This window comes from Pedobacter sp., assembly GCF_965227205.1.
Lineage (GTDB): Bacteria > Bacteroidota > Bacteroidia > Sphingobacteriales > Sphingobacteriaceae > Pedobacter.
Genome location: NZ_OZ245727.1, coordinates 133465 through 156678 on the forward strand (window position 1 = coordinate 133465; position 23214 = coordinate 156678).

The 23214-nt window shown below is 34.8% G+C and carries 16 protein-coding genes; 8 read left to right on the forward strand and 8 right to left on the reverse strand.

Features of this window, described 5'->3' with window-relative positions; all coding sequences use genetic code 11:
* The first annotated feature begins 57 nt into the window (after positions 1–57).
* From ACO05K_RS00520 to ACO05K_RS00530, 3 genes are all read left to right on the forward strand, one after another.
* A complete protein-coding gene (locus ACO05K_RS00520) occupies positions 58–1398 on the forward strand; it encodes an efflux RND transporter periplasmic adaptor subunit (protein WP_421942519.1) in 1341 nt (446 codons plus the stop codon).
* Between the two features lie 196 nt (positions 1399–1594).
* A complete protein-coding gene (locus ACO05K_RS00525; protein WP_421942520.1) occupies positions 1595–2593 on the forward strand; it encodes an NAD(P)H-dependent glycerol-3-phosphate dehydrogenase in 999 nt (332 codons plus the stop codon).
* 209 nt (positions 2594–2802) lie between these two features.
* Complete coding sequence (locus ACO05K_RS00530) at positions 2803–3144, forward strand: hypothetical protein (RefSeq protein WP_421942521.1); 342 nt, start codon at positions 2803–2805, stop codon at positions 3142–3144.
* A gap of 53 nt (positions 3145–3197) precedes the next feature.
* Here the strand turns inward: ACO05K_RS00530 and ACO05K_RS00535 are convergent, their stop codons facing one another.
* The 6 genes from ACO05K_RS00535 to rpmB all read right to left on the reverse strand — a co-directional run bounded on the left by ACO05K_RS00535 (position 3198) and on the right by rpmB (position 7015).
* Positions 3198–3698 carry a hypothetical protein gene (locus tag ACO05K_RS00535; RefSeq protein WP_421942522.1) on the reverse strand — a complete coding sequence of 167 codons (501 nt, stop codon included), beginning with the start codon at positions 3696–3698 and terminating at the stop codon, positions 3198–3200.
* A 120-nt stretch (positions 3699–3818) separates the two neighbouring features.
* Positions 3819–5150 carry a 30S ribosomal protein S12 methylthiotransferase RimO gene (gene rimO / locus ACO05K_RS00540; protein WP_421942523.1) on the reverse strand — a complete coding sequence of 444 codons (1332 nt, stop codon included), beginning with the start codon at positions 5148–5150 and terminating at the stop codon, positions 3819–3821.
* A gap of 112 nt (positions 5151–5262) precedes the next feature.
* Positions 5263–6228, reverse strand: coding sequence for a signal recognition particle-docking protein FtsY (gene ftsY, locus ACO05K_RS00545; RefSeq protein ID WP_421942524.1), 966 nt, complete (start codon positions 6226–6228; stop codon positions 5263–5265).
* An 86-nt stretch (positions 6229–6314) separates the two neighbouring features.
* Entirely contained in the window at positions 6315–6470 is a 156-nt protein-coding gene (locus ACO05K_RS00550; RefSeq protein ID WP_088301992.1) for a DUF4295 domain-containing protein, read from the reverse strand.
* A gap of 84 nt (positions 6471–6554) precedes the next feature.
* On the reverse strand, positions 6555–6737 hold the full coding sequence (gene rpmG, locus ACO05K_RS00555; RefSeq protein ID WP_010599807.1) for a 50S ribosomal protein L33: 183 nt from the start codon (positions 6735–6737) through the stop codon (positions 6555–6557).
* Between the two features lie 44 nt (positions 6738–6781).
* On the reverse strand, positions 6782–7015 hold the full coding sequence (rpmB, locus tag ACO05K_RS00560) for a 50S ribosomal protein L28 (RefSeq protein ID WP_231464193.1): 234 nt from the start codon (positions 7013–7015) through the stop codon (positions 6782–6784).
* 212 nt (positions 7016–7227) lie between these two features.
* Here rpmB and acs point away from each other — a divergent pair, with 212 nt between their 5' ends.
* Both acs and ACO05K_RS00570 read left to right on the forward strand, forming a co-directional pair.
* Complete coding sequence (gene acs / locus ACO05K_RS00565; protein ID WP_421942525.1) at positions 7228–9126, forward strand: acetate--CoA ligase; 1899 nt, start codon at positions 7228–7230, stop codon at positions 9124–9126.
* Between the two features lie 144 nt (positions 9127–9270).
* Entirely contained in the window at positions 9271–10722 is a 1452-nt protein-coding gene (locus ACO05K_RS00570; protein WP_421942526.1) for an IS1182 family transposase, read from the forward strand.
* 235 nt (positions 10723–10957) lie between these two features.
* Here the strand turns inward: ACO05K_RS00570 and ACO05K_RS00575 are convergent, their stop codons facing one another.
* Positions 10958–12328: a RagB/SusD family nutrient uptake outer membrane protein gene (locus ACO05K_RS00575; RefSeq protein WP_421942527.1), complete on the reverse strand. Its 1371-nt coding sequence runs from the start codon at positions 12326–12328 to the stop codon at positions 10958–10960.
* Positions 12329–12341: 13 nt separating this feature from the next.
* Complete coding sequence (locus ACO05K_RS00580) at positions 12342–15353, reverse strand: SusC/RagA family TonB-linked outer membrane protein (protein WP_421942528.1); 3012 nt, start codon at positions 15351–15353, stop codon at positions 12342–12344.
* Between the two features lie 198 nt (positions 15354–15551).
* Here ACO05K_RS00580 and ACO05K_RS00585 point away from each other — a divergent pair, with 198 nt between their 5' ends.
* The 3 genes from ACO05K_RS00585 to ACO05K_RS00595 all read left to right on the forward strand — a co-directional run bounded on the left by ACO05K_RS00585 (position 15552) and on the right by ACO05K_RS00595 (position 23200).
* Positions 15552–15737, forward strand: coding sequence for a CsbD family protein (locus ACO05K_RS00585; protein ID WP_029276197.1), 186 nt, complete (start codon positions 15552–15554; stop codon positions 15735–15737).
* A gap of 135 nt (positions 15738–15872) precedes the next feature.
* Positions 15873–20009: a hybrid sensor histidine kinase/response regulator transcription factor gene (locus ACO05K_RS00590; RefSeq protein ID WP_421942529.1), complete on the forward strand. Its 4137-nt coding sequence runs from the start codon at positions 15873–15875 to the stop codon at positions 20007–20009.
* Positions 20010–20125: 116 nt separating this feature from the next.
* Positions 20126–23200 (forward strand): SusC/RagA family TonB-linked outer membrane protein, encoded by a 3075-nt coding sequence (locus ACO05K_RS00595; protein WP_421942530.1) that lies wholly within the window; start codon positions 20126–20128, stop codon positions 23198–23200.
* The last annotated feature ends 14 nt before the right edge of the window (positions 23201–23214 follow it).

Below are 23214 nucleotides of genomic sequence, written 5' to 3' on the forward strand. Positions count from 1 at the left end.
GAAGAAATAACATTTCAACCTTAAAACATTACAACTTTTAAACCTTCAAACATTATTATGAAACTTAAACACATTCTAATTACCATTGGCGTTATCCTGGCTGTTTTAGTCGGATTAAGGCTTGCTGGCGTTATTGGTGGCAATAAAACTGAAAAAATAACTACCGAAAAAGCTTCGGAAAGAACAGTTGTTGAAACTGTAACAGCAAGTGGTAAAATTCAGCCTGAAACCGAAGTTAAACTAAGCTCTGAAGTTTCGGGTGAGGTTGTTGAGCTAAAGGTAAAAGAAGGTGATATTGTTAAAGCCGGACAATTACTTTGTAAAGTAAGGCCAGATGTTTTGCAATCAGGTTACGAGAGAACTGTTGCTTCATTTAATGCTCAAAAAGCTAGTGTTGCAGCAGCACAGCAACAACTTATTCAAAATCAGGCAAACTTTGCTAACTCAGAGGCTACTTATAAACGTAACGTAGAGTTATTTGGTAAGAAAGTAATTTCTGCTTCTGAGTTTGATGCAGCAAAGGCAGCATACTTAACAGCAAAGGCAAATTTAGCAAGCGCTAAAGAAAACGTTACGGGAGCTAAATTTACATTAGAACAAACTGGTGCAAATGTAAAAGAAGCCGGTGCAAACCTTGCTAAAACAACAATTTACGCACCTGTTGATGGAGTAGTTTCTAAACTTTCTATCGAGCTTGGCGACCGTATTTTGGGAACTTCGCAAATGGCTGGTACAGAAATTATGCGTATTTCTAATTTATCATCAATGGAAGTTAATGTTGATGTAAATGAAAACGATATAACCCGTGTAAAAGTTGGAGATAAAGCTTCGATAGAGGTTGATGCATTTTCTGACAAGAAATTTAGAGGTGAGGTTACCGAGATTGCAAGCTCTTCTACAGCAGTTGGTACAACAACTTCAACTTCGGTAGATCAGGTTACAAACTTCTCGGTTAAAATCAGAATAACCGAAGAATTATCTGGAAAACAACAATCAATTTTCCGCCCAGGTATGTCTGCAACTGTAGATATCGAAAGCGAATCGTTAAAAGGTTTATCAGTGCCGATTCAAGCAGTGTTTACTGATAGTAAAAACAAATCTGGCGATAGCGGAGAATCAAATAATCAGGAAAATAGCGATAAACAGAAATCTAAATTATCAGATAAAACTGTAAAACAATTCGTTTATGTTTACGATGCAACAAGCAAAAAAGTTAAACAAACAGAGGTAACAACAGGTATTCAGAACGACCAATTCATCATCGTTAAAACAGGTGTTAAAAGCGGTCAGGAAGTTGTAACCGGACCTTATTCTGCTATTCAAGGCAAGTTAAAAGATGGTATGGTTGTAGAAAAAACATCTAAAGACCAACTATTTAGCAAAGACGGTAAGAAGTAGTTTTTTAGCTAAAAGGTTTAAGGCGTAAGGTTTAGGTAACATATTTGTACCTACACTTTACGCCTTTTATTTTTTTTGCCTTAATATTTGCCATTAATAGTAACTTGCAGCTTTAAGGTGTAAGATTTAGGTTTTAAGCATTTGCGTTTAAGCTTAAACCTTACACCTTTTACCTTTAACCTTTTTTTATATATTGATGTTACCAAAAATAGCCATGATAGGGGGCGGGAGCTGGGCTACTGCCATTGTAAAAATGCTTTCTGATAATTTAACCGAAAAAGAAATTTTTTGGTGGATGCGTAATAACGATGCTATTGAACACATTAAAAAATTCAAACATAATCCTCATTACATAAGTTCTGTAGAGATTAAACTGCCTGCAGATAATATTTCTTCTGATATTAATTGCATCATCAGTACAGCCGATTTTATCGTTTTAAATGTGCCTGCTGCTTTTTTAAAAGAATCACTGGCAAATGTAACACCCGAAGATTTAAAAGGTAAAAAAATAGTTTCGGCAATTAAAGGTATCGTACCAGAAGATAATCTGATTATTGGCGAGTTCCTGCATCAAAAATATAATATACCTTATGATGATATTTTGGTTGTAAGCGGTCCATGCCATGCCGAAGAAGTTGCTTTCGAGAAACTTTCTTACTTAACCATTGCCTGTACCAATATAAATAACGCTTTAACTTTTGCATCGTTTCTAAATACACGGTACATCAAAACCAATGTTTCTGATGATATTTTTGGAACTGAATACGCTGCGGTTTTAAAAAATATCTACGCTGTGGCAAGTGGAATTTGCCACGGAATTGGTTACGGAGATAACTTCCAAGCTGTATTAATTAGCAATGCCATACGCGAAATCAAACGTTTCGTAGATGCTGTACATCCCATCAACCGCGATATAAAGGAATCGGCTTATCTGGGCGATTTATTGGTAACCGCTTACTCGCAGTTTAGTAGGAACAGGACCTTCGGTAATATGGTTGGAAAGGGCTACACCGTTAAATCTGCCCAGCTGGAAATGAATATGATAGCCGAAGGCTATTACGCGGCAAAATGTATGCACATCAAAAACAAAGATTACGGCGTAGAAATGCCAATCTGTAAAGCTGTGCATAACATCTTATACGAAAATCGCTCTCCATCAATAGAAATGAAACTTTTGGCAGAGAAGCTTAATTAATCTTAGAAAAGCAATTTAAGTAACTCTTCGGTTTCCGCAGCCCTACTTTCCGCTAAATCTATTTTGTTTACGATTAAGTGTAATTGAATGTTTGTGCTACAAAATAGGATATCGCTTCAATTAGGTTTATTAAAATTAAGATTGTGCTGTTGGCTAAAACAAAACCAAATCGCAGATTGTTATATTCTGAAATTAATAAACAAATCGCCATGAAAAAGAAATTCGCAATAGGATTATTAACGCTCGCATTATTTGGAGGTGTATCACTAAGCACACAAGCACAAGAAAAGAAAACCGATGTTGGTAAAGCATTAGATAAAACTGGAAAAGCAATTGGTAAAGGTGCTAAATCAGTTGGTAATAAAACTGCTGAAGTTGCCGTAAAAGGTGAAGCAAAAGTAGCTGATAAAACCTGGAAAGGTAAAATGGCACCAGATGGTTCAAACGTTTACATCAATGCTAAAAACGAAAAATATTACGTTAATGCAAAAGGTGCTAAAATTTGGTTAAAGGCCAGTCAGATTAAAAACAGACCTGAACCAAAAAAATAGAGTAATAAAAAAACCGATATCAAAATATCGGTTTTTTTTGTCTAAATATTTTGCTATTGAACCTGTAAGTTAAAAATCTCACTTATTGGTTTAGTAGTAGAATTTGGGTATTCTTTTGGAGCTTCTTTTTTATCTATTAATAGTTTCTCAACCGAGTTTTTATCAATCTTAAGATTCAATTCATAAAGTTTATCGTTGCCTAATTTCAAATAAAAGGTATTATCAATAGTTTTTGATAAGATAGGTAACTCCCAGGATGTTAATTGATAATAAGTTACTTTATTATCTGCAGTATAAGTAAAAGGCGAATTAACATTAAAACTAATTTGCTTTATGGCATTATTTGCATCTTTCGAATAGATTTGTATCTGGTTCTTATCCAAATAACCTGTAGTCGCAGGATTAAGTAAATCGACACCAGAATTTCCTTTAATAATTAGTGCAAATGAAGGACCGGAAATAGGTGAGCATGCACAAAGTCCGCCGCCACCAATTTTTTTACATCCAAGGTTGGCAATAAAGATGATTAATAGAATGAGAGAAAATTTTTTCATAGGTAGGTTTTATTGCTTTAAACGATTCTGCGATTTATTACGCTACAACATTTTAAAAAAATATCCTTCATAAAAAAGCCCGAAAGTTTTGCTTTCGGGTTTTAGATATTTTAAATGCTTTTAAACAATCTTTCCATATAAATCGAAATCTTCAGCCCTGTCTATTTTTACGTTAACAAAACTTCCGTTTGCAGCATAACCTGTACTTGCATCTATTAAAACTTCATTATCAACTTCAGGTGAATCAAATTCAGTTCTTCCAACGAAGAAATCGCCTTCTTTTTTATCAATTAATACTTTAAAGGTTTTACCAACTTTCTCTTGGTTAATTTCAAAAGATATACCTTGTTGAATTTCCATAATGTCATCAACGCGTTGTTGTTTCACTTCATCAGCAACATCATCAATTAACGAATGTGCATGTGTTTTTTCTTCGTGAGAGTAAGTAAAACAGCCCAAACGGTCAAATTTTGTTTCTTCAACCCAAGCTGCCATTTCCTCAAAATCGTATTGAGTTTCTCCCGGATAGCCACAAATAAGAGTGGTACGCATAGCAATATTTGGAACTTTATCTCTAATTTGGTTAACTAAGTCAATGGTTTTTTGTTTCGTAGTTCCACGACGCATTGATTTTAGCATATTATCCGTAATGTGCTGTAATGGCATATCCAGATATTTGCAAATATTGTCTCGCTCGTTCATCGCATCTAAAATTTCCATCGGGAAACCAGAAGGATAAGCATATTGCAAACGAATCCATTCAATACCGGGAACATCAGATAAGCGGCGCATTAATTCATCAAGCTTGCGAACGCCGTATAAATCTAAACCATAATAAGTTAAATCCTGCGCAATTAAAATAAGTTCTTTTGTGCCGTTTTTAGCTAAAATTTTGGCTTCGTTAACCAATTCTTCCATTGGCTTGCTCATGTGCTTACCACGCATAAGCGGAATTGCACAAAACGAACAAGGACGATTACAGCCTTCAGCAATTTTGAAATAAGCAAAGTGCGATGGTGTGGTTAATAAACGCTCGCCAATTAACTCATGTTTGTAATTTGCACCAAGCTCGTGTAAAATATTCTGTAAATCGTTGGTTCCAAAAAAGGCATCAACATTTGTAATTTCTGATTCTAATTCTGGTTTGTAGCGTTCAGATAAGCAGCCAGTAACCACAACTTTTCCAATTTTGCCAGCTTCTTTAAGCTCGCTGAACTGTAAAATTGTATCAATAGATTCTTGCTTTGCATTATCAATAAAACCGCATGTGTTAATAACAACGATATCATCCTTGCCCATTTTGTCAGATTCGTGAGTAACATTTAAGTTATTGCCACGTAACTGCCCCATTAACACTTCCGAATCGTATATGTTTTTAGAGCAACCCAATGTAATTACATTGATTTTAGGTTGTTTAACAGCTGTTTTACTTCTTACTACTTTAGTATTCATCTTTTACACTTAATCTTTACTAATTATGTTCGCTACTCGTCATTGCGAGGCACGAAGCAATCTTTTAAATATTCTCTATAAGATTGCTTTGTGCCTCGCAATGACGGCTGTGTTATTGTTTGAATAAACTATTTACAAATTCCTTTTTATCAAAAAGCTGCAAATCGCCAATTTTCTCACCAACACCAATATATTTTACAGGAATTTTAAACTGATCTGAAATGCCGATAACCACTCCACCTTTGGCTGTACCATCCAATTTAGTTATGGCCAATGCATTTACATCAGTTGCTTCAGTAAACTGTTTGCATTGTTCAAAAGCATTCTGACCCGTAGAGGCATCTAAAACCAATAAAATCTCATGCGGAGCATTTGGCACAACTTTCTGCATTACCTGCTTAATTTTACCAAGTTCGTTCATTAAGCCAATTTTATTATGTAAACGTCCGGCTGTATCAATAATTACAACATCTTCTCCATTAGCAACTGCTGATTGTAAAGTGTCGAAAGCTACAGATGCAGGGTCAGAGCCCATAGGTTGCGCTACAACACGCACACCAACACGTTCTCCCCAAAGTTTTAACTGGTCTACAGCAGCAGCACGAAAAGTATCAGCAGCACCTAAAACAACTTTTAAATTCGCTTCTTTTAATTTATGTGCAAGTTTACCAATGGTTGTTGTTTTGCCAACGCCATTAACACCAACCACCATAATTACATATGGTTTATGCTCGCCATATTCAAACTGACGAAAGTCGTTACTGTTATTCTCAGATAGGAGTAACTGAATTTCATCACGAAGTAAAAAGTTTAATTCTGATGTTGAGAGGTATTTATCGCGGGCTACGCGTTCTTCAATTCTACCAATAATTTTTAATGTGGTTTTTACACCAACATCAGAAGTCACTAAAACCTCTTCTAAATTATCGAGTACTTCATCATCAACAGAAGATTTACCTGCAACAGCTTTAGTTATTTTATTGAAAAAACCATCTTTAGTTTTTTCTAAACCTTTATCTAAAGCTTCTTGTGCTTCAGGTGCAGTTTCTTTCTTCTTGAAAAAATCGAATAAACCCATATTAAAATTTTATATAACAAAAAAAGCCCTTCCGGTTAAAACGGAACGGCCTTTAATATTTTTATCAATATTAAAAAATATTAACCTTATTTAGATGCAACAGCATCTTTTACGTGGTCGTTGTGTACGATAAGTTCTTTAAATGAATAAGCACCAGTTTTTGGTGATTTTACCATTGTAATAACTTTCGAATATTCTTTACCTGTACCTGTTTTAAGGGTTGCAACTACTTTCTTTGCCATGTTCTTATAATTTAATGATTGAATGATAGATTGATAGAATGCGGGTTAAAACACCCTAAACCTTCTACCGTTAAACCATCAATCTTATTTAATCTCTTTGTGTACGGTTACTTTTCTCAATACCGGGTTGAATTTTTTCAATTCTAAACGCTCAGTAGTGTTTTTACGGTTCTTTGTAGAAATATATCTAGACATACCTGGCATGCCACTTTCTTTATGCTCAGTACATTCTAAAATAACCTGAACTCTGTTACCTTTTTTTGCCATTTTAATATTAATTGTAAACTGTTAATCTCAACAGTTAATGTTTTTTACAAAAATCCTTTTTTTACGAAACGGTTGATTGCTTCGTTAATACCCACTTTATTGATGGTTTTAATCGCTGAAGTAGAAACTTTCAACGTAATCCAACGGTCTTCTTCAGGGATATAAAATTTCTGAAGTTTCAAATTAGGATAAAATTTGCGTTTAGTTTTAACGTTTGAGTGTGAAACGTTATTACCTACCATTGCCTTTTTTCCTGTTAAATCACAAACTCTTGACATGACTTGTAAATATAGTTGTTAAATATCGTCCGCTTAATTTTTTTAAGAGTGTGCAAATATCTGAATAATAATTGTAAACAACAAGAGAGTGGCTAAAATTTTTCACATATTTTTTATTTAAGCCTGTCATATCCATTTTGATACGATTTCACCATTTCAGGTTGTCAATATTTCATTAAATTAGCCGATACTAACAAAGATATAAACGAGCAATGCAAATTACATCCTTTAAACAATACGAAGAAGATTATAAAAAAAGCGTAGAAAATCCCGAGCAATTTTGGGGAGAGGTTGCACAAAACTTTCAATGGCGAAAACCATGGTTTAAAGTACTTTCCTGGAATTTTGAAGAACCAAATATTAAATGGTTTGAGGGCGCTAAATTAAATATAACCGAGAATTGTTTAGATAGGCATTTATTAACCAATGGCGATAAACCTGCTATTATCTGGGAACCAAATAATCCTGAAGAAGAATCTGTTACTTACACTTATAAAATGTTGCACGAACGCGTTTGTCGTTTTGCAAATGTTTTAAAAAGAAACGGAGCAAAAAAAGGCGACCGCATTTGCATTTATATGCCGATGGTTCCTGAACTTGCCATTGCTGTTTTAGCTTGTGCCAGAATTGGTGCTGTACACTCTGTAATTTTTGGTGGTTTCTCTGCAAAATCTATTGCTGATAGAATTAATGATTCGCAATGTAAATTGGTAATTACTGCTGATGGTGCATATCGAGGAAACAAACAAATTCCTTTAAAAGATGTAATTGATGATGCATTAATTGGTTGCCCGACAGTTGAAAAATGCATTGTTTTAACTCATGTCCGTACACCAGTTTCGATGTTAAAAGGTCGTGATGTTTGGTGGGAAGATGAAGTAAAACACGTAAACGATGTTTGCGAAGCTGAAGAAATGGATGCTGAAGATATGCTGTTTATTCTTTACACATCAGGTTCAACAGGAAAGCCAAAAGGTGTAGTACATACTTGTGGTGGTTATATGGTTTATGCCGGTTATACATTCTCGAATGTGTTTAATTATCAGCCTGATGAGGTTTATTTTTGCACAGCTGATATTGGCTGGATTACCGGACATTCATACATAGTTTACGGTCCGCTTTCCCAAGGCGCAACTTCTGTTTTGTTTGAAGGAATTCCAACTTATCCAAGCCCATCTCGTTTTTGGGATATTATAGAAAAACACAAAGTTAATACGCTATATACCGCTCCAACTGCCATTCGTTCTTTGATGAGTTTTGGCGAAGAACCATTGAATGGAAAAGATTTAAGCTCAATCAGGGTTTTAGGTTCGGTTGGTGAGCCAATTAACGAGGAAGCGTGGCATTGGTTTGATGAAAAAATAGGAAAGAGTAAAGCACCAATTGTTGACACCTGGTGGCAAACGGAAACCGGTGGAATTATGATTTCGCCAATAGCAACTGTAACGCCAACAAAACCTAGTTATGCAACTTTACCTTTGCCGGGGATTCAGCCAATATTGGTTGATGAAAATGGAAAAGAAATTGATGGCAATGATGTAAGCGGAAATCTTTGTATTAAGTTTCCATGGCCGGGAATGCTTAGAACGACTTATGGCGACCACGAACGCTGTAAACAAACCTATTTTTCTACTTACGAAAATCTTTATTTTACTGGCGATGGTTGTATACGTGACAAGGATGGGTATTACAGAATTACGGGTAGGGTAGATGATGTTTTAAATGTTTCGGGACATAGAATTGGAACAGCAGAAGTAGAGAATGCAATTAATATGCATGCAGGCGTTGTAGAAAGTGCTGTTGTAGGTTATCCGCATGATGTAAAAGGACAAGGGATTTACGCTTTTGTTATCAACCCTGAAATGCATGGAGAAGCAGAATTAACTAAAAAGGATATTTTACAAACGGTTACAAGGGTAATTGGTGCAATAGCCAAACCAGATAAAATTTTATTTGTATCAGGATTGCCTAAAACGCGTTCTGGCAAAATTATGCGTCGTATTTTGCGTAAAATAGCCGAGGGTGATACTTCAAATTTGGGCGATACTTCAACACTGTTAGATCCAGCTGTTGTGGAGGAAATTATTGAGGCTTCGAAGAGTTTAAAATAACTTTAATTGCCAGAAACAAAAAATGCCTCCCGAATTTCGAGGGCACTGAAAAAGTCCCCTAATTGAAAAGGACAAAAGGAGTAGAAAACTAGTTTTTCTGCTCCTTTTTTTGTATTTTAAAGGTATATTATTACTGCTTTTAAGATGCTTCTTCAACAACAAAAAATCCAGTTTAGCGAGTTTTCCAGGCTTTATGACCTGATTGTTCCCAAAGAGAACTTACTGCGCAAGATTAATGAGCTTATAGATTTTGGTTTTATATATGATGAGCTTCTGGATAAATACTGCCCGGACAACGGGCGTAATGCTGAGAGTCCGGTACGCATGTTTAAATACTTATTGCTGAAAACAATTTATACGGTTTCAGATGTTGATGTGGTAGAACGTTCCCGCTATGATATGTCCTTCAAATATTTCCTGGAGATGTCCCCGGAGGAGGATGTGATCAATTCAAGCTCATTGACCAAGTTCCGAAAGCTCCGCCTCAAGGACATGGATCTTTTAAACCTTCTAATTGGTAAAACTGTTTCCCTTGCATTGGAAAAAGGCATTATTAAATCCAGGTCCATCATTGTCGATGCGACACATTCACTTTCCAGATCCAATCCATATTCACCTATTGAAGTACTCAGGCAACGCTCAAAACTGCTTCGAAAAGCAGTGTACCTAATGGATGATGACTTCAAGGGTCAGATGCCTGAGAAAAATGATTCAAATGATATTCTTAAAGAAATAGAATACTGCAAGGAATTACAAAAAGTTATCGAGTCTGATGAAGCATTAAGTGAAATTCCTGCAGTGAAAGAGAAGCTAAACCTCTTAAAAGAAACAGTAGAAGATACCCAGGATAACTACACCTTATCCAAAGATATGGATGCCAGAGTCGGACACAAAACCGCTGATAGTAGCTTTTTTGGTTACAAAACTCATTTGGCAATGACAGAGGAGCGTATCATAACAGCAGCTGTTGTTACCTCCGGAGAGAAAGGAGATGGTCCTGAGCTACCAAAATTATTGGGTCAGACACAGTCAAACGGAATGGAGGTGGATACTATTATAGGTGATGCAGCCTATGCTGGCAAGAACAACCTTAAGCTTAAGGGTTTGAACGGAAATAAGGTTAAGATAGTTGCCAGGATGAACCCTGCTATTACTCATGGTACCAGAAAAGAGGAAGAAAAGTTTGATTACAATAAAGATGCAGATATGTTCGTATGCCCCGCAGGGCACCTGGCTATGTATAAACGGGTGCAGGGCAAAAAGGTAGACAGGAAAAACCAGATGATGACCTATTATTTCGATATCGAAAAATGCAAAGTATGCCCGCTAAGAGATGGCTGCTATAAATCGGAAGCCAAAAGCAGGACTTACTCGGTCGCCATAAAACCAGATGAGCACAAAGAGCAGGAAATATTCCAACAAAGCGAGTACTTCAGGGAAAAGTCAAAACACAGATATAAAATTGAGGCGAAAAATAGTGAATTGAAAAATGTTCATGGATATGACAGAGCAAATTCCTATGGCCTTGAAAGCATGAAAATGCAAGGTGCACTTGCGATATTCGTAGTAAATCTTAAAAGAATCCTCAAATTCTAAAGCGGGATCATCATTGCCACAAAATATCCTAAAAACAACCATAAAATACCAGAATTCGGCGAGAAATCTCAATAGATTGGGCCCCGTAAAAATATAAAAATACTCAAAAAACAAAAAGCGGATGGAGATCTTATAACCTACCCATCCGCTAATCTTTTTATAGACCATTTTTAAGTCTACTTTTTCAGTGCCCTCCGAATTTCGGGAGGCATTTTTTGTTTAAGAAAGGATGTTTTTAATATCCAGGATTTTGAACTAAAGTATTACCACTTGCATTTATTTCACGGTCTGGAATTGGGAATACCAATTTTGGGTCGTTGTAAGCAAAGGTTCCAATAGAACGTTTTGTCCGTTTGTAATCATGAAGTCTGAATCCTTCGAAAGCCAACTCTTTTTCTCTTTCGCTTAAGATTATTGCTAAAGTAGGGGTTATTGTCCCTAAACCAGCTCTCGTTCTTAAAGTATTGATATCGCTTGCAGCTGTAGCACCAATTGAAGTTCCCAATCTAAAGTTACACTCTGCTCTGATTAAATACTGTTCTGTAATTCTACATACTGGAATGTTATCAAAGTAGCTATACCATTTCTTCGAGAAAAACCCGGTTCTAGCGCCTGTGCCATCATAAATTAAATCAGTTTGTCTTTTATCATCTGTTTCAAATGAGTTATAAAAAGTTGTATTAACAAGCGCATCGGCTCTGCCTACATCACCTCCGGTGCTATTTTGATAACTGGCATAGAAGGTAGCTAAACCATCGTTTGAAGTACCTGCATTACTTTGCTCATTTTGCTGAATTTCAAAAATTCCTTCATTTGAATTTTTGGTTCTAAATGGTGCTTCAAGGGAGTTTGTTATTAAATGATAAGGGCTATTTGTAATGATGTCGTTTGCTAAATCTCTAGCTAAAGCATACTTTCCTTCTTGCAAATAAACTCTAGCTAAAAAAGCCTTAGCTGCATATTGGTCATTTACTGTAGCTAATTTTGTAATAGCAGTTTTTAAATCATTCTCTACAGCAGTGTAAACTTCAATAACAGTGTTGCGGGTAACTTTATTGTTTACGTTATCTATTGTTTTAACAGCTTTAGTTATAATAGGCACTCCTAAATTTGTATTGGCTCCAGATGCATCATACGGCAAAGCATATAGCCTTACCAACTCAAAATGCAAAATTCCTCTAATAAATAAGGCTTTGCCTTCTATAACATCTTTAGTTGCAGCGTTGCTTACTACATTAAGTGAAGAAAGTACAATGTTAGCAGTGTTTATGGCAGCATAAGCTGTAACCCATGTTCTTGTTGCTTCAACATTATTTGCGACAAGTGCTTTACTTGAAATGTTTCTGTACGAAGTAAAACTTCCCCTCCAGGTTAAATAACCATCGCTAGCGTATAGATCGGGCACGAAGACAAGATTTGTACCGTATAAATCGCCGGTGGCTAAAGAAGTATAAGCACCAATCAGAGCATTTTGAACATCTGCGGTGGTATTTAATGCAGTACTGGCATCAATTTGTTGCTTGGGGTCGATTTCTAATTGTTTTTTACAGCTGGATACACTTAAAACAATTAAAAATGAAGCTAATATATTTTTATAATTTTTCATATTTTAAGTATTATTAAAAGCCAAGATTTAAACCGAAAGTAATTGTTCTAGCTTGTGGTGGAGTATAAAAATCATGACCTAACTGAATGTTAGCTGATTGAATAGAAGCTCCGCCAGGCGTATTAACCTCTGGGTCGTAACCTTTGTAACCTGTAATGGTAAATAAGTTAATTGCTGAGACAAAAACTCTTAAGTTTTGCATTTTGTATTTATTTGCAAAGGCTTTAGGAATGTTATAACCTAATACTACACTTTTCACCCTTAAATAAGAACCATCTTGAATCCATCTTGATGAAGGACTTGTTCCGTTCCCCTCGTTAAATCTTGGTTGAGGAATCATAGTAACTCTATTCGTTGGTGTCCAGTAATTTAATTGGTCAATGGTTTGGTTATCAAAATAATCGCCATTAGCCGATTGGAAAACACCTGCCATATTGTAAATGTCATTACCAGAAACAAATTGAGTTTGAATATCTAAATCGAAATTTTTGTAAGAGAAATGGTTTCCAAAGCCACCAAAAAACTTAGGATTTGGATCGCCTAATTTTTGATTTTGAGCTAAGCTGTAGTCATTTGTAGTCGCAGTTCTCGAAGCATCAATATAATAGATAGCATCACCATTTGCTGCGTCAACTCCTGCGTAAGCCTTTCCATAGAAATAACCTAATGGTTCGCCAACTGCAACTCTACCTAAAAATCTTCCACCGGTAAAAATTGGTTGATCATTTACCAAACGTAAAACTTTATTTCTGTTTAATGATATGTTAAACGATGTACTCCATTTAAATTCTCCGATAAAATTTCTGGTATTTAGAGAGAATTCAAAACCTTGATTTTGCATATCACCAATGTTTTGTGTTATCGATGAAAAACCATTTGTAGCAGCAATAGGAGCATTCAAAAGTAAATCAGTAGTTTTCTTTTTATAATATTCAACGGTTGATGAAATTCTATCGTTAAAGAATCCGAAATCTAAACCAATGTTAAAATTCTGTGTAGTCTCCCAAGTTAAATTTGGGTCGCCCAATTGAAATGGACGAGTACCACCAACGCCAGCATAGTTAACACCTCTGTATAAATTTCTCGAAGCGAAATCACCAATTTCGGCGTTTCCTGTTAAACCATAACTTGCTCTAAGTTTTAATTGGCTTATCGTTTTGCTGTCCTTTAAAAAATTTTCTTTGTTAATTATCCAGCCAGCTGATACAGCAGGGAATGTACCATAACGGTTATTAATACCAAATCTTGATGAACCATCAGTTCTTATTGACGCACTTAATAAGTATTTATCTTGAAATTTATAATTTACCCTGGCTAAATAAGAAACAAATGTGTGTCTGGTTTCTGATGAATTACCTGCAGAGATTACAGCAGCACTTGCAATTTTTGTAAAGCTATCTGATGGAAGTGTTGTCCCTTCGACTGAAGAAAATCTAAACTTCGTATCTTGAAAAGCAAAACCAGCTAATACATTCAAACTGTGTTTTTCGTTAAAAATCTTAGTGTAATTTAAAGTATTGTTGGTGTTAAAGTTTATCGATTTTGCCATGTAATCAGAAGAATAACCACCTGTACTTCCTCCATCTTGAGTTTTAGAACCTAAAAATTGCTCTTCCTCCAAATTGTTAAAATCAAAACCATATTCACTTCTAAAAACTAAGTCTGGCGTAATTTTTAAACTTGCAAATGCATTTGCAAAGGTTCTGTAAGTTGTAGATAAGTTTTTTCCGTTAGCAATATCAATTAAACCATTATAATAAACTGTAGAACGATTTAATTCTCCAGTTTCATCATAAACTGGTTGTATTGGCGGCAAGGCATTTAACTGTAGTGGATTTGAAAATGCATTATCTGTTGAGATACGATAATTATCAACTTTTGAAATATTAATTGCACCACCAACATCCAGAATCTTTGAAACGGTATGATCTAAACTTAATCTTCCACCTGTACGAACATATCTGTTTCCAACGATTATACCATCGTTATTGTTGTAGTTTCCAGATAGCATAAATCTGGTTTTTGCATCACCACCGTTGATATTTAAGCTGTACTGTTGCGTATGGCCTCTTTTAAAACCTTGGTCTACCCAATTTGTGTTGTTGCTGCTGTTCCAATCTGTTGTGCCTGTGTAATCTTCCCACATTTCTGCAGCGTTAGCATAGTCGCCACCATCGTAATTATTATACTTAAATGCTTCATTTAATAATTGGCGATATTGGTCTGCATTTAAAAACTCACCCTTTTTTGTCGGATCGCTAAAACCTGCGTAGTATCCAAAATCAATATTAGTTCTACCTTGCTTGCCTTTTTTTGTTGTAATTAAAACTACACCGTTTGATGCACGTGCACCGTAAATGGCAGCTGCAGCAGCATCTTTTAAAACCTCCATAGATTCGATATCATCTGGACTAATCGCGGCTAAAGGGTTATCAGCTTCTGTGTACGTACCTAAAGCTTCCGTAACAATCGGAACACCATCTATAACAAATAAAGGCTGATTGCTAGCTGAAATTGAAGAAATACCTCTTACACGAATTTGTAAAGCTTGACCAAGTTTACCACTACTTGAATTAATAAAAACTCCAGGAGCCTTTCCTTGTAGTGCACTTTCTACTGTTGCCAAAGGTCGGTCTTTCATTTCTGCCGCAGTAACTCTGGCTTGAGAACCAAGTAAGTCGCGTTTAGATTGCGTCCCATAACCAACAACTACCACATCAGATAAAGTTGTGTTGTCTTCTTCTAAATTTGCATTTACAGAATTACCTCTAATTGCAATTTCTTTGGTTTTGTAACCAACAAATGTAAAAGTTAGTGTACTCGCGTTTTGGGCAACAGTTATCTTGTAATCGCCTGTTGCATTTGTTTGTGTACCGTTAGAAGACGTTCCCTTTACGTACACACTTACACCAGGGAGCGGCTCGCCAGTACCTGAAGTTACCTTTCCGCTGATTGTTCTGTCTTGTGCGAAAACAGATGCAATAACGCAAAAGGATAAAAAGAAACTCAAGAGTAATTTTTTCATCAAATTGTCAGTTTTAAGTTTATAAAGTTTGTTAGATAGGAATGATATTCTAATGTAACAATATTATTAGACATTTTATTCCTTAAATGTTTGATTTATCGCTCAATAAAGCATTTTTATAAATTTCCTAAACAAAGTCTTAATTGTAAGGTTATAATTATGAATGCATTTACTAGGAACATATAAATAATTAAGAAAATGGATAAGTTAGAATTAAAAGGAAAGTGGAACGAGATAAAAGGAAAAGTTAAACAGGCCTATGCAGATTTAACCGATGACGATTTGAAGCATGAAGAAGGACAAGATGACGAGTTATTAGGCAAGCTTCAGCAAAAAACAGGCAAGGGAAGAGATGAACTTGTGAAATGGATTAATTCTTTGTAGAATTTTATTCTAAAAATTTTAAAACAGGTGACCATTTTGGTTGCCTGTTTTTGTTTAGAGTAACCTGCACCTTAATTATTTTCTTTAGATTTATAGGCATCCCGTAATTATCTAACCAAATATTTGAATTTTTTTATGAGTAAGGTGTGGCTTCTGTTTTCTGTATATCTTGTTTTTGCTTTTTCATTCGTCCAGGCGAAGAATCTTAATCCGGAGGTATCATTTTATTATCAGCAGTTAGATAATAGAAATGGATTATCAAATAGTTCTGTAAACAATATTTTTGTAGATAAAGATCAGCTTTTGTGGATTGGAACCTGGGATGGTTTAAACCGTTATGATGGAACAAAATTTAGTGTTTACAATCATAATATCGGCAAAGTAAAAAATAGTATTGGTAGCAATGTTATTCAATCTATAAATGAGGATAACCATAAAAATATATGGATTAATACTATAGGTGGCATTTCTCGCTACAATAAAATTAACGGTAAAGTTTATAGATATTTTTATCCTAATACGATAAACCAAAAAGTTAGCGAAAATGAATATGAACTAGCTGTAAATAAGAATGGTGATGTTTTTTGCTATTCAGCCGATGGAACCTTATCTAAGTATAACATTAAAGGTGATAAGTTTGAACGTTATCATTATTTCAGTGGCAAAGAAGGTATTGTAAAAATGTGTTTCGCCCAAAACGCTCTATATTATCTCAATAAAAAGGGCGAATTAGTAATTGCCAATACTCTTCAGAATAAACTTACAATAGTAAAAAAATACTCGTCATCTGTTGGAATAAATAATTTCTTTCTGGTAAATAATCAACTTATTTATTCTCTTAATAATGATACTCATTTTTTAACGGGTGTAAATAACCAAAACCTTCAAATTGGTATTTCAAATAAGAAAATTAAAGCAATATGTTATTATCAAAACAGCTATGTTGTGGCATGGGAGAACCAGGGAATTAGTGTTTATGATAAAGATTTTAAAGAAACAGAATTGCTTAAAAAGGAATCTCATTTATTAGAAAATCTAAGAATTACAGCTTTAAATGTTACGCAAAACAAAATTTTGTGGCTTGGAACCGATGGTAACGGATTGATTCAAATTTATCCAAAGGAAAATTTATTTGGGTTGGTAACTAAGCTAAATAATAACAGTATAAATAAACCCATTAGAGCCTTTGCAGAGGTTGATAATAATTTATGGGTTGGTACAAAAGGTAGCGGAATATTAATTTTTAATGATTTTTGGAAGAATAGGAATGAAACTGCTAATTCAGGAAAAATTGATGTAAGCAATGGCTTAGAGAATAATTCTGTGTTTGCAATAAAGAGGGGTATCGACCAATTAATTTACATTGGTACCGATGGTAAAGGTGTTTCGGTTTACGACCAAAAAACTGCTAAAACTTTTCGTTGGAAAGATTTGAGAGGCTCAGCAAAATTGCCTGATTTTAAATCTGTTTATACCATAATTCAGGATAAAGACAGCGCTGTTTGGATTGGAACCAGTGGTTATGGTTTAATTCATCTCAAAGTAGAAAGAAATGCCGATGCAACACTTTCCATAAAGAAATTTAAACAATATTATTCTTCAGCGACTGAAAAAGATGGACCAGCAAATGATATTATATATGCACTTGTAAATGGTAATGATGATAGACTATGGATTGCCTGCCGATACGGCGGTTTAAGTGTGCTGAACAAAAAAACAGAGCAGTTTAAAACTTACAAGGCTTCGGGTTACGATGGAAGTTTATCACATAGTGATGTTTTATCCTTGTTTTACGATAAAGCAAATAGGTTATGGGTAGGCACGAGTTATGGTTTAAATTTCCTTAGTAATGCTGAATCGTTAAAAGAAAAGCCAAAATTCTCTAAAATAACTACTGAAACTGGTTTGCCAAATAATACCATTCATGCCATCAATGAAGATGATGCAGGGAATATATGGCTTAGCACAAGTAAAGGACTAGCTAAGTTAAATCCATTAAATAACAGCATTGCAAATTATCAACATAGTGATGGTTTACAAAGCAATGAATTTAGCGATGGCGCAGTATTAAAATCCAGAACAGGAAACCTTTTGTTTGGAGGAATTTACGGCTTTAACTATTTTGTACCAAAGGATATTGTAGAAAACAAAAGGCAGCCAAATCTTTTAATAACCGACCTGCAAATGGGCGGAATCAAGTTTGAGAATAATCAATATCTTATTGTAAAATCAACCCAAGAAAATGCAGAAACATTTACTTTAGATAGAAAAAATGACTTTTTCCAGTTTTCTTTTAATGCGTTAAATTACTTCAATGCATCCAAGAATGAATTTGCTTATAAACTCGAAGGATTAGATAATACCTGGCGATATACCGGTACAAATGGAGAAATCGCCTATTATAATATCCCGGCAGGTAAATATAAACTGATGGTTCGTTGGAGTAACGGAGAAGGTGTTTGGACTCAGGATATTATTGCATTAAATATTATTGTAAAGCAATATTTCTGGCTCACCTGGCCAGCATATTTGGTTTATTTCCTGCTTTTAGTGTTTGGTGGTTATGCCTTTCATTTATACAGAAAAAATAAACTGGAGATGAAATTTAAACTCGAAAGGGAATATTTATTCAGACAAAAAGATGAAGAAATCCATCACCAAAGGATTAGCTTTTTTACCAACATTGCACACGAAATTCAAACTCCTTTAACTTTAATAATGGGTTCGGTAGAGCATATTATGGAAAAGAATGGAGAGGTAGAAAAACCAAAGGATAAGAATTATTTTCTATCGCTGGTTCATCAGCATACGGCCAGACTTACTTACTTAGTGCAGCAACTATTAGAATTTAGAAGAGCTGAAGCTGGTTATTTAAAAAGTAATGAAGATTATTTCGACATTACTAAGTTATTAAATGGTTTATCGCAGTTGTTTATTCCCGTTGCTGAAAAAAATAATCAGCTATACTCCCGAGAAATTCAATCTTCTTTGGCTGGTTTCATTGATAAAGATAAGTTTGAGAAAGTGCTTTTTAATTTGCTTTCAAACGCCTTTAAACACGCAGGCGCTAACGAATCAATCATTTTTAATGCCCTTTATAACGAACAGGCAAAAGAACTCGAAATAATAGTTGCTAATTCGGGCTGTAAGTTAAAGGAAAGTGATTTGGATAACATTTTTGAAGAATTTCAGGTTGGTGCAGAAGCTCAGTTCGAAAAATTTAATTCTGGTATTGGTTTGGCTTTTATTAAAGAATTAATTTCAATTATGAATGGAACCATTGCTGTTTCCTTAAATCAAAGTTGGATTACATTTAGTTTCAAACTAAATTTAAAACAAGCCATTGAAGGAAAGGAAAATGAAGTAATTGCATCAGCTCCATCTTACCTGTTCGAATCTATTTTAAAACCTTATGCAAAAGAAATTACCACAACGGTCGAACAAAATAATAAAGCAGCACTAATTGATAATTTGAAACAAAAGTCGGAGTATGCAATATTGATTGTTGAGGATGATGTTTCTTTGCGCTTTCTAATTAAAAACATTTTAAGCGAGCACTACATTGTTTATGAAGCTGAAAATGGGTTAGCCGCAATAGATTTTCTAAAAAATAATACGCCAGATATTATTATAAGTGATGTTATGATGCCAGAAATGGATGGTTTGGACCTTTGTAAATATGTAAAAACAGCACCCGCAACTTGCCATATTCCATTTATTATTCTTTCTGCTAAAGGAAGTGAAGAACATAAAACAGAAGGTTACGAAACCGGTGCAGATGCTTATATCCCCAAGCCTTTTCATGTCAACTATTTACAAATGCGGGTTCGTAAGTTATTAGATTATCGTAACCGGATGAACAATTTGATTAAAGATGGAAACATTAATAATCACTTTGTGGATGTAGATTTAGAACAAGGAGATAAGGAATTTCTAAATGCGCTCGTAAAAGCTGTAGAAGATAATCTTGCTGAATCGGATTTGGATGCATCTACTTTAGAAGCGGCATTGTGTATTAGTAAAATGCAGCTTTACCGAAAACTTAAAACTTTGGCGGGGATGACTCCTTCTGAGTTTATCAAAAGAATACGTTTAAAACATGCCGCAGTTTTATTGCAAAATTCTACACTCAACGTATCAGAAATCTTTTACAAAACCGGCTTCAATAATAAGTCTTATTTCTTCAGAGAGTTTAAAAAAATATATCATTTTGCACCAAATGATTATCGCCAGAAACAACATGAAGGAATTTTGGATAAAGAAACTTTATAGATAAAAACGCTGTTTTTTTAACCATTTGCAACAATAGTGAACTAAAATGTAAATATAGTGTACTACTGTTGCGGTGCTGCTGGTCTATATTTGTGTACTAATCAAATATAAATCAAATGAAAAAAAACAGACGTACTTATGCATTGTTGGCTTTCTTGTTTTTAGTTGTAACGGGTTTTACAAGTTATGCACAAACTAAAGTAACAGGAAAAGTTACCGATGAATCCAATCAACCTTTACCGGGTGTGGTGGTTGCTCAAACCAAAACTCAAAACAAAACTTCAACAAATCAAGATGGGGTATATGTTTTAACGCTGCAAGCTGGTGGAGCGCAAACTTTAACTTTTAATTATATCGGCTATAATTCTACTACATTAAATCCATCTGGCGGAACTTTGAACATAGCATTAAAGCCTTCTTCACAAGCATTAGATGATGTTGTAGTCGTTGGTTATACCTCTCAAAAGAAAGCTTCGATTACAGGTGCAGTTTCAACCGTTAATATGAGCGACTTGCAAAAAACCAGAATACCTGATGTTGCGCAGGCACTTCAAGGACAGGTTGCAGGTGTGTTTGTTGCTGCAAATACTGGTGCACCAGGCGATGGAATCAAAATCAGGATTAGAGGTGAAGGAACTTTAGGAAATAACGATGTACTATATGTTATTGATGGTGTTCCAACTCGCGATATTTCCTTTTTAAATCAAGGTGATGTAAAATCGATGACGGTTTTAAAAGATGCTGCTGCAAGTGCTATTTATGGTTCTCGTGCAGCAAATGGTGTCGTAATTATTACAACCATTAGCGGAAGCAAGGGCAAGGCAAATGTTAATGTCGATTATTTTAGAGGTTTTTATCAGGCAACAAATTTGCCTAAAATGTTAAATGCTGATCAGTATTTAACGGTTAAAGATAGAGCATGGCACAATACTTTGGGTAATGCAGCCAATGCTGTAAGCCCATATCAAGCGGCAAGAAGCAGAACAGATTTGGCCGATACGGATTGGCTGGATGAATTATTTGAAACAGGTAAATCTACCAATTTGCAAGCCTCAGTAAATGGCGGTTCTGATAATGTACAATATCTAATTTCAACGGGTTATTTCAAACAAGATGGTATTGTAGTTCAAGATCACGATGGTTACGAACGATTTAATTTCCGTTCGAATGTAAATGCTAATGTTACCGACAGATTTAAAGTTGGTACAAATCTTCAACTAAGTTTTGCTAAGCAAGATAAACTATCATCAAGTGGAGATGTTCCAGGTGTAATTCGTCATGCTTTATTACGCCCACCAGTTTTGGGTGTGTTTAAAAACGTAAACGATCCAACCTATTCTGCTGCAAATCCTTACACCGATTTGCCATTTTACACAGGTAATAATAATGGCTGGGATAAAAACTTTGAATTCAGTTCTAATCCAATCGCAATTGTAAATTTCACCAACGATAAGAGAAAAACCTTCCAAACGTTTGGAAATATTTATGGAGAATATGCATTCTTAAGTGATAAAACTTTAACCTTCCGTACAAGTGTTGGTGTTGATATTAGTTTCTCTCACAATAAAAACTTTGCACAAAATTTTGGCGATGATAACGATAACAACCCTGATGAACTTTATCCAGGTAAAGGAAGAAACAATAAGCCAAATAATTTAGATGAGAATAGAGGAGAAGTAATGAATTTTACTTTTACCAATACATTAAACTATGTAAAAACCTTTGCTCAAAAGCATAATGTAAATTTCTTACTTGGTGCAGAAAGTATCTCCAGTAAATCATCAGCTATTGGGGGAAGCAGACAAAATTTCGATAAAAGCAGCTCAGGATTTCAATATTTAGACTATGGAAGTTTAACCAACATTTATAATTCAGGTTCTGCTAGTCAGTTTAATTTAGTTTCATTTTTTAGTAGTGCTTCTTATAATTACGATAGTAAATATTTTGCAACTGCAACATTAAGAGCGGATGGCTCATCTCGTTTCGGTCCGAGTAATAAATGGGGCTATTTCCCATCTGTATCTGCCGGATGGATGATTTCTCAGGAAAATTTCCTTAAAGATGTTAACTGGATATCTGAATTTAAACTTAGAGGAAGTTGGGGACAAGCTGGTAATCAGGAAATTCCTAACAATACTTACCAAACTTTGGTTTCTGAATCTGGTGGCATTGTTAATGTTGTTCGTTATGGTAATCCTGATGTGAAATGGGAAACTACAACACAAACAAACATTGGAATTGACTTTGGTATTTTAAAAAACAAGCTATCGTTCACTGCCGATTATTTTAATAAAAGAACAAACGATATCTTATTAACTGTGGGCTTACCTGCGGTATCAGTAGGGGTAATCGATAGAACATACGTGAATGCCGGAGAGGTTACAAACAAAGGTTTTGAATTGGGTATGAATTTCCAAAACCGCGATCATGCATTTAAATATAATGTAAATGCAAACGTTGCAACTTTAACCAATCGTGTAAATAAACTACAGGAATTTGTTAAAAATATTATTGATGATGCTACGCATACTAAAACTGAAGTAGGAAGACCAATTAGTTCGTACTATGGTTTAGTATTCGATGGAATTTACCAAACCCCGGCAGAAGTGAGCAGTCATTTATTTTCTAATCCTAACGGTACTTTACCGGGCGATATTAAATTTAAAGACTTAAACGGCGATGGACAAATAAATGCTGATGATAGAACCTTTATCGGTAATCCAATTCCAAAGTTTACTTACGGTTTAGCTTTTTCTTCATCATATAAAAAATTCGACTTTTCATTCTTACTTCAAGGTGTTCAGGATGTAGATCGTTATAATGATTTAAAACAGATTATAAATTTCGATAGCCGTCCGTTTAACTCTATGACTTCAGTTTTAGATAGCTGGAATGGTCCCGGAACAAGTAACACTTTGCCACGTTTAACATTTAATAATAATGGTGGTGGAAATGTGTCTAGCGTTTTTGTCGAAGATGCCTCGTATTTAAGGTTAAAAAATATTGAAGTAGGATACACATTCGATGTTAAGAAAATTGGTGTGAAAAATGTTCGTTTATATGCTTCGGGTCAAAACTTATTTACGATTACAGATTATACAGGTTTAGATCCTGAATCAACATCATTAATCGATAAAGGAACCTACCCACAATCAAGGGCATTTATTCTTGGTTTAAAAATTAATTTATAAACCATTTTAGCAAA

Bases quoted from the DNA above. Each gene is read 5' to 3' on its own strand.
- ACO05K_RS00520 (WP_421942519.1), top strand. From the start codon at position 58: ATGAAACTTAAACACATTCTAATTACCATTGGCGTTATCCTGGCTGTT.
- ACO05K_RS00525 (WP_421942520.1), top strand. From the start codon at position 1,595: ATGTTACCAAAAATAGCCATGATAGGGGGCGGGAGCTGGGCTACTGCC.
- ACO05K_RS00530 (WP_421942521.1), top strand. From the start codon at position 2,803: ATGAAAAAGAAATTCGCAATAGGATTATTAACGCTCGCATTATTTGGA.
- ACO05K_RS00535 (WP_421942522.1), bottom strand. From the start codon at position 3,698: ATGAAAAAATTTTCTCTCATTCTATTAATCATCTTTATTGCCAACCTT.
- rimO (WP_421942523.1), bottom strand. From the start codon at position 5,150: ATGAATACTAAAGTAGTAAGAAGTAAAACAGCTGTTAAACAACCTAAA.
- ftsY (WP_421942524.1), bottom strand. From the start codon at position 6,228: ATGGGTTTATTCGATTTTTTCAAGAAGAAAGAAACTGCACCTGAAGCA.
- ACO05K_RS00550 (WP_088301992.1), bottom strand. From the start codon at position 6,470: ATGGCAAAGAAAGTAGTTGCAACCCTTAAAACAGGTACAGGTAAAGAA.
- rpmG (WP_010599807.1), bottom strand. From the start codon at position 6,737: ATGGCAAAAAAAGGTAACAGAGTTCAGGTTATTTTAGAATGTACTGAG.
- rpmB (WP_231464193.1), bottom strand. From the start codon at position 7,015: ATGTCAAGAGTTTGTGATTTAACAGGAAAAAAGGCAATGGTAGGTAAT.
- acs (WP_421942525.1), top strand. From the start codon at position 7,228: ATGCAAATTACATCCTTTAAACAATACGAAGAAGATTATAAAAAAAGC.
- ACO05K_RS00570 (WP_421942526.1), top strand. From the start codon at position 9,271: ATGCTTCTTCAACAACAAAAAATCCAGTTTAGCGAGTTTTCCAGGCTT.
- ACO05K_RS00575 (WP_421942527.1), bottom strand. From the start codon at position 12,328: ATGAAAAATTATAAAAATATATTAGCTTCATTTTTAATTGTTTTAAGT.
- ACO05K_RS00580 (WP_421942528.1), bottom strand. From the start codon at position 15,353: ATGAAAAAATTACTCTTGAGTTTCTTTTTATCCTTTTGCGTTATTGCA.
- ACO05K_RS00585 (WP_029276197.1), top strand. From the start codon at position 15,552: ATGGATAAGTTAGAATTAAAAGGAAAGTGGAACGAGATAAAAGGAAAA.
- ACO05K_RS00590 (WP_421942529.1), top strand. From the start codon at position 15,873: ATGAGTAAGGTGTGGCTTCTGTTTTCTGTATATCTTGTTTTTGCTTTT.
- ACO05K_RS00595 (WP_421942530.1), top strand. From the start codon at position 20,126: ATGAAAAAAAACAGACGTACTTATGCATTGTTGGCTTTCTTGTTTTTA.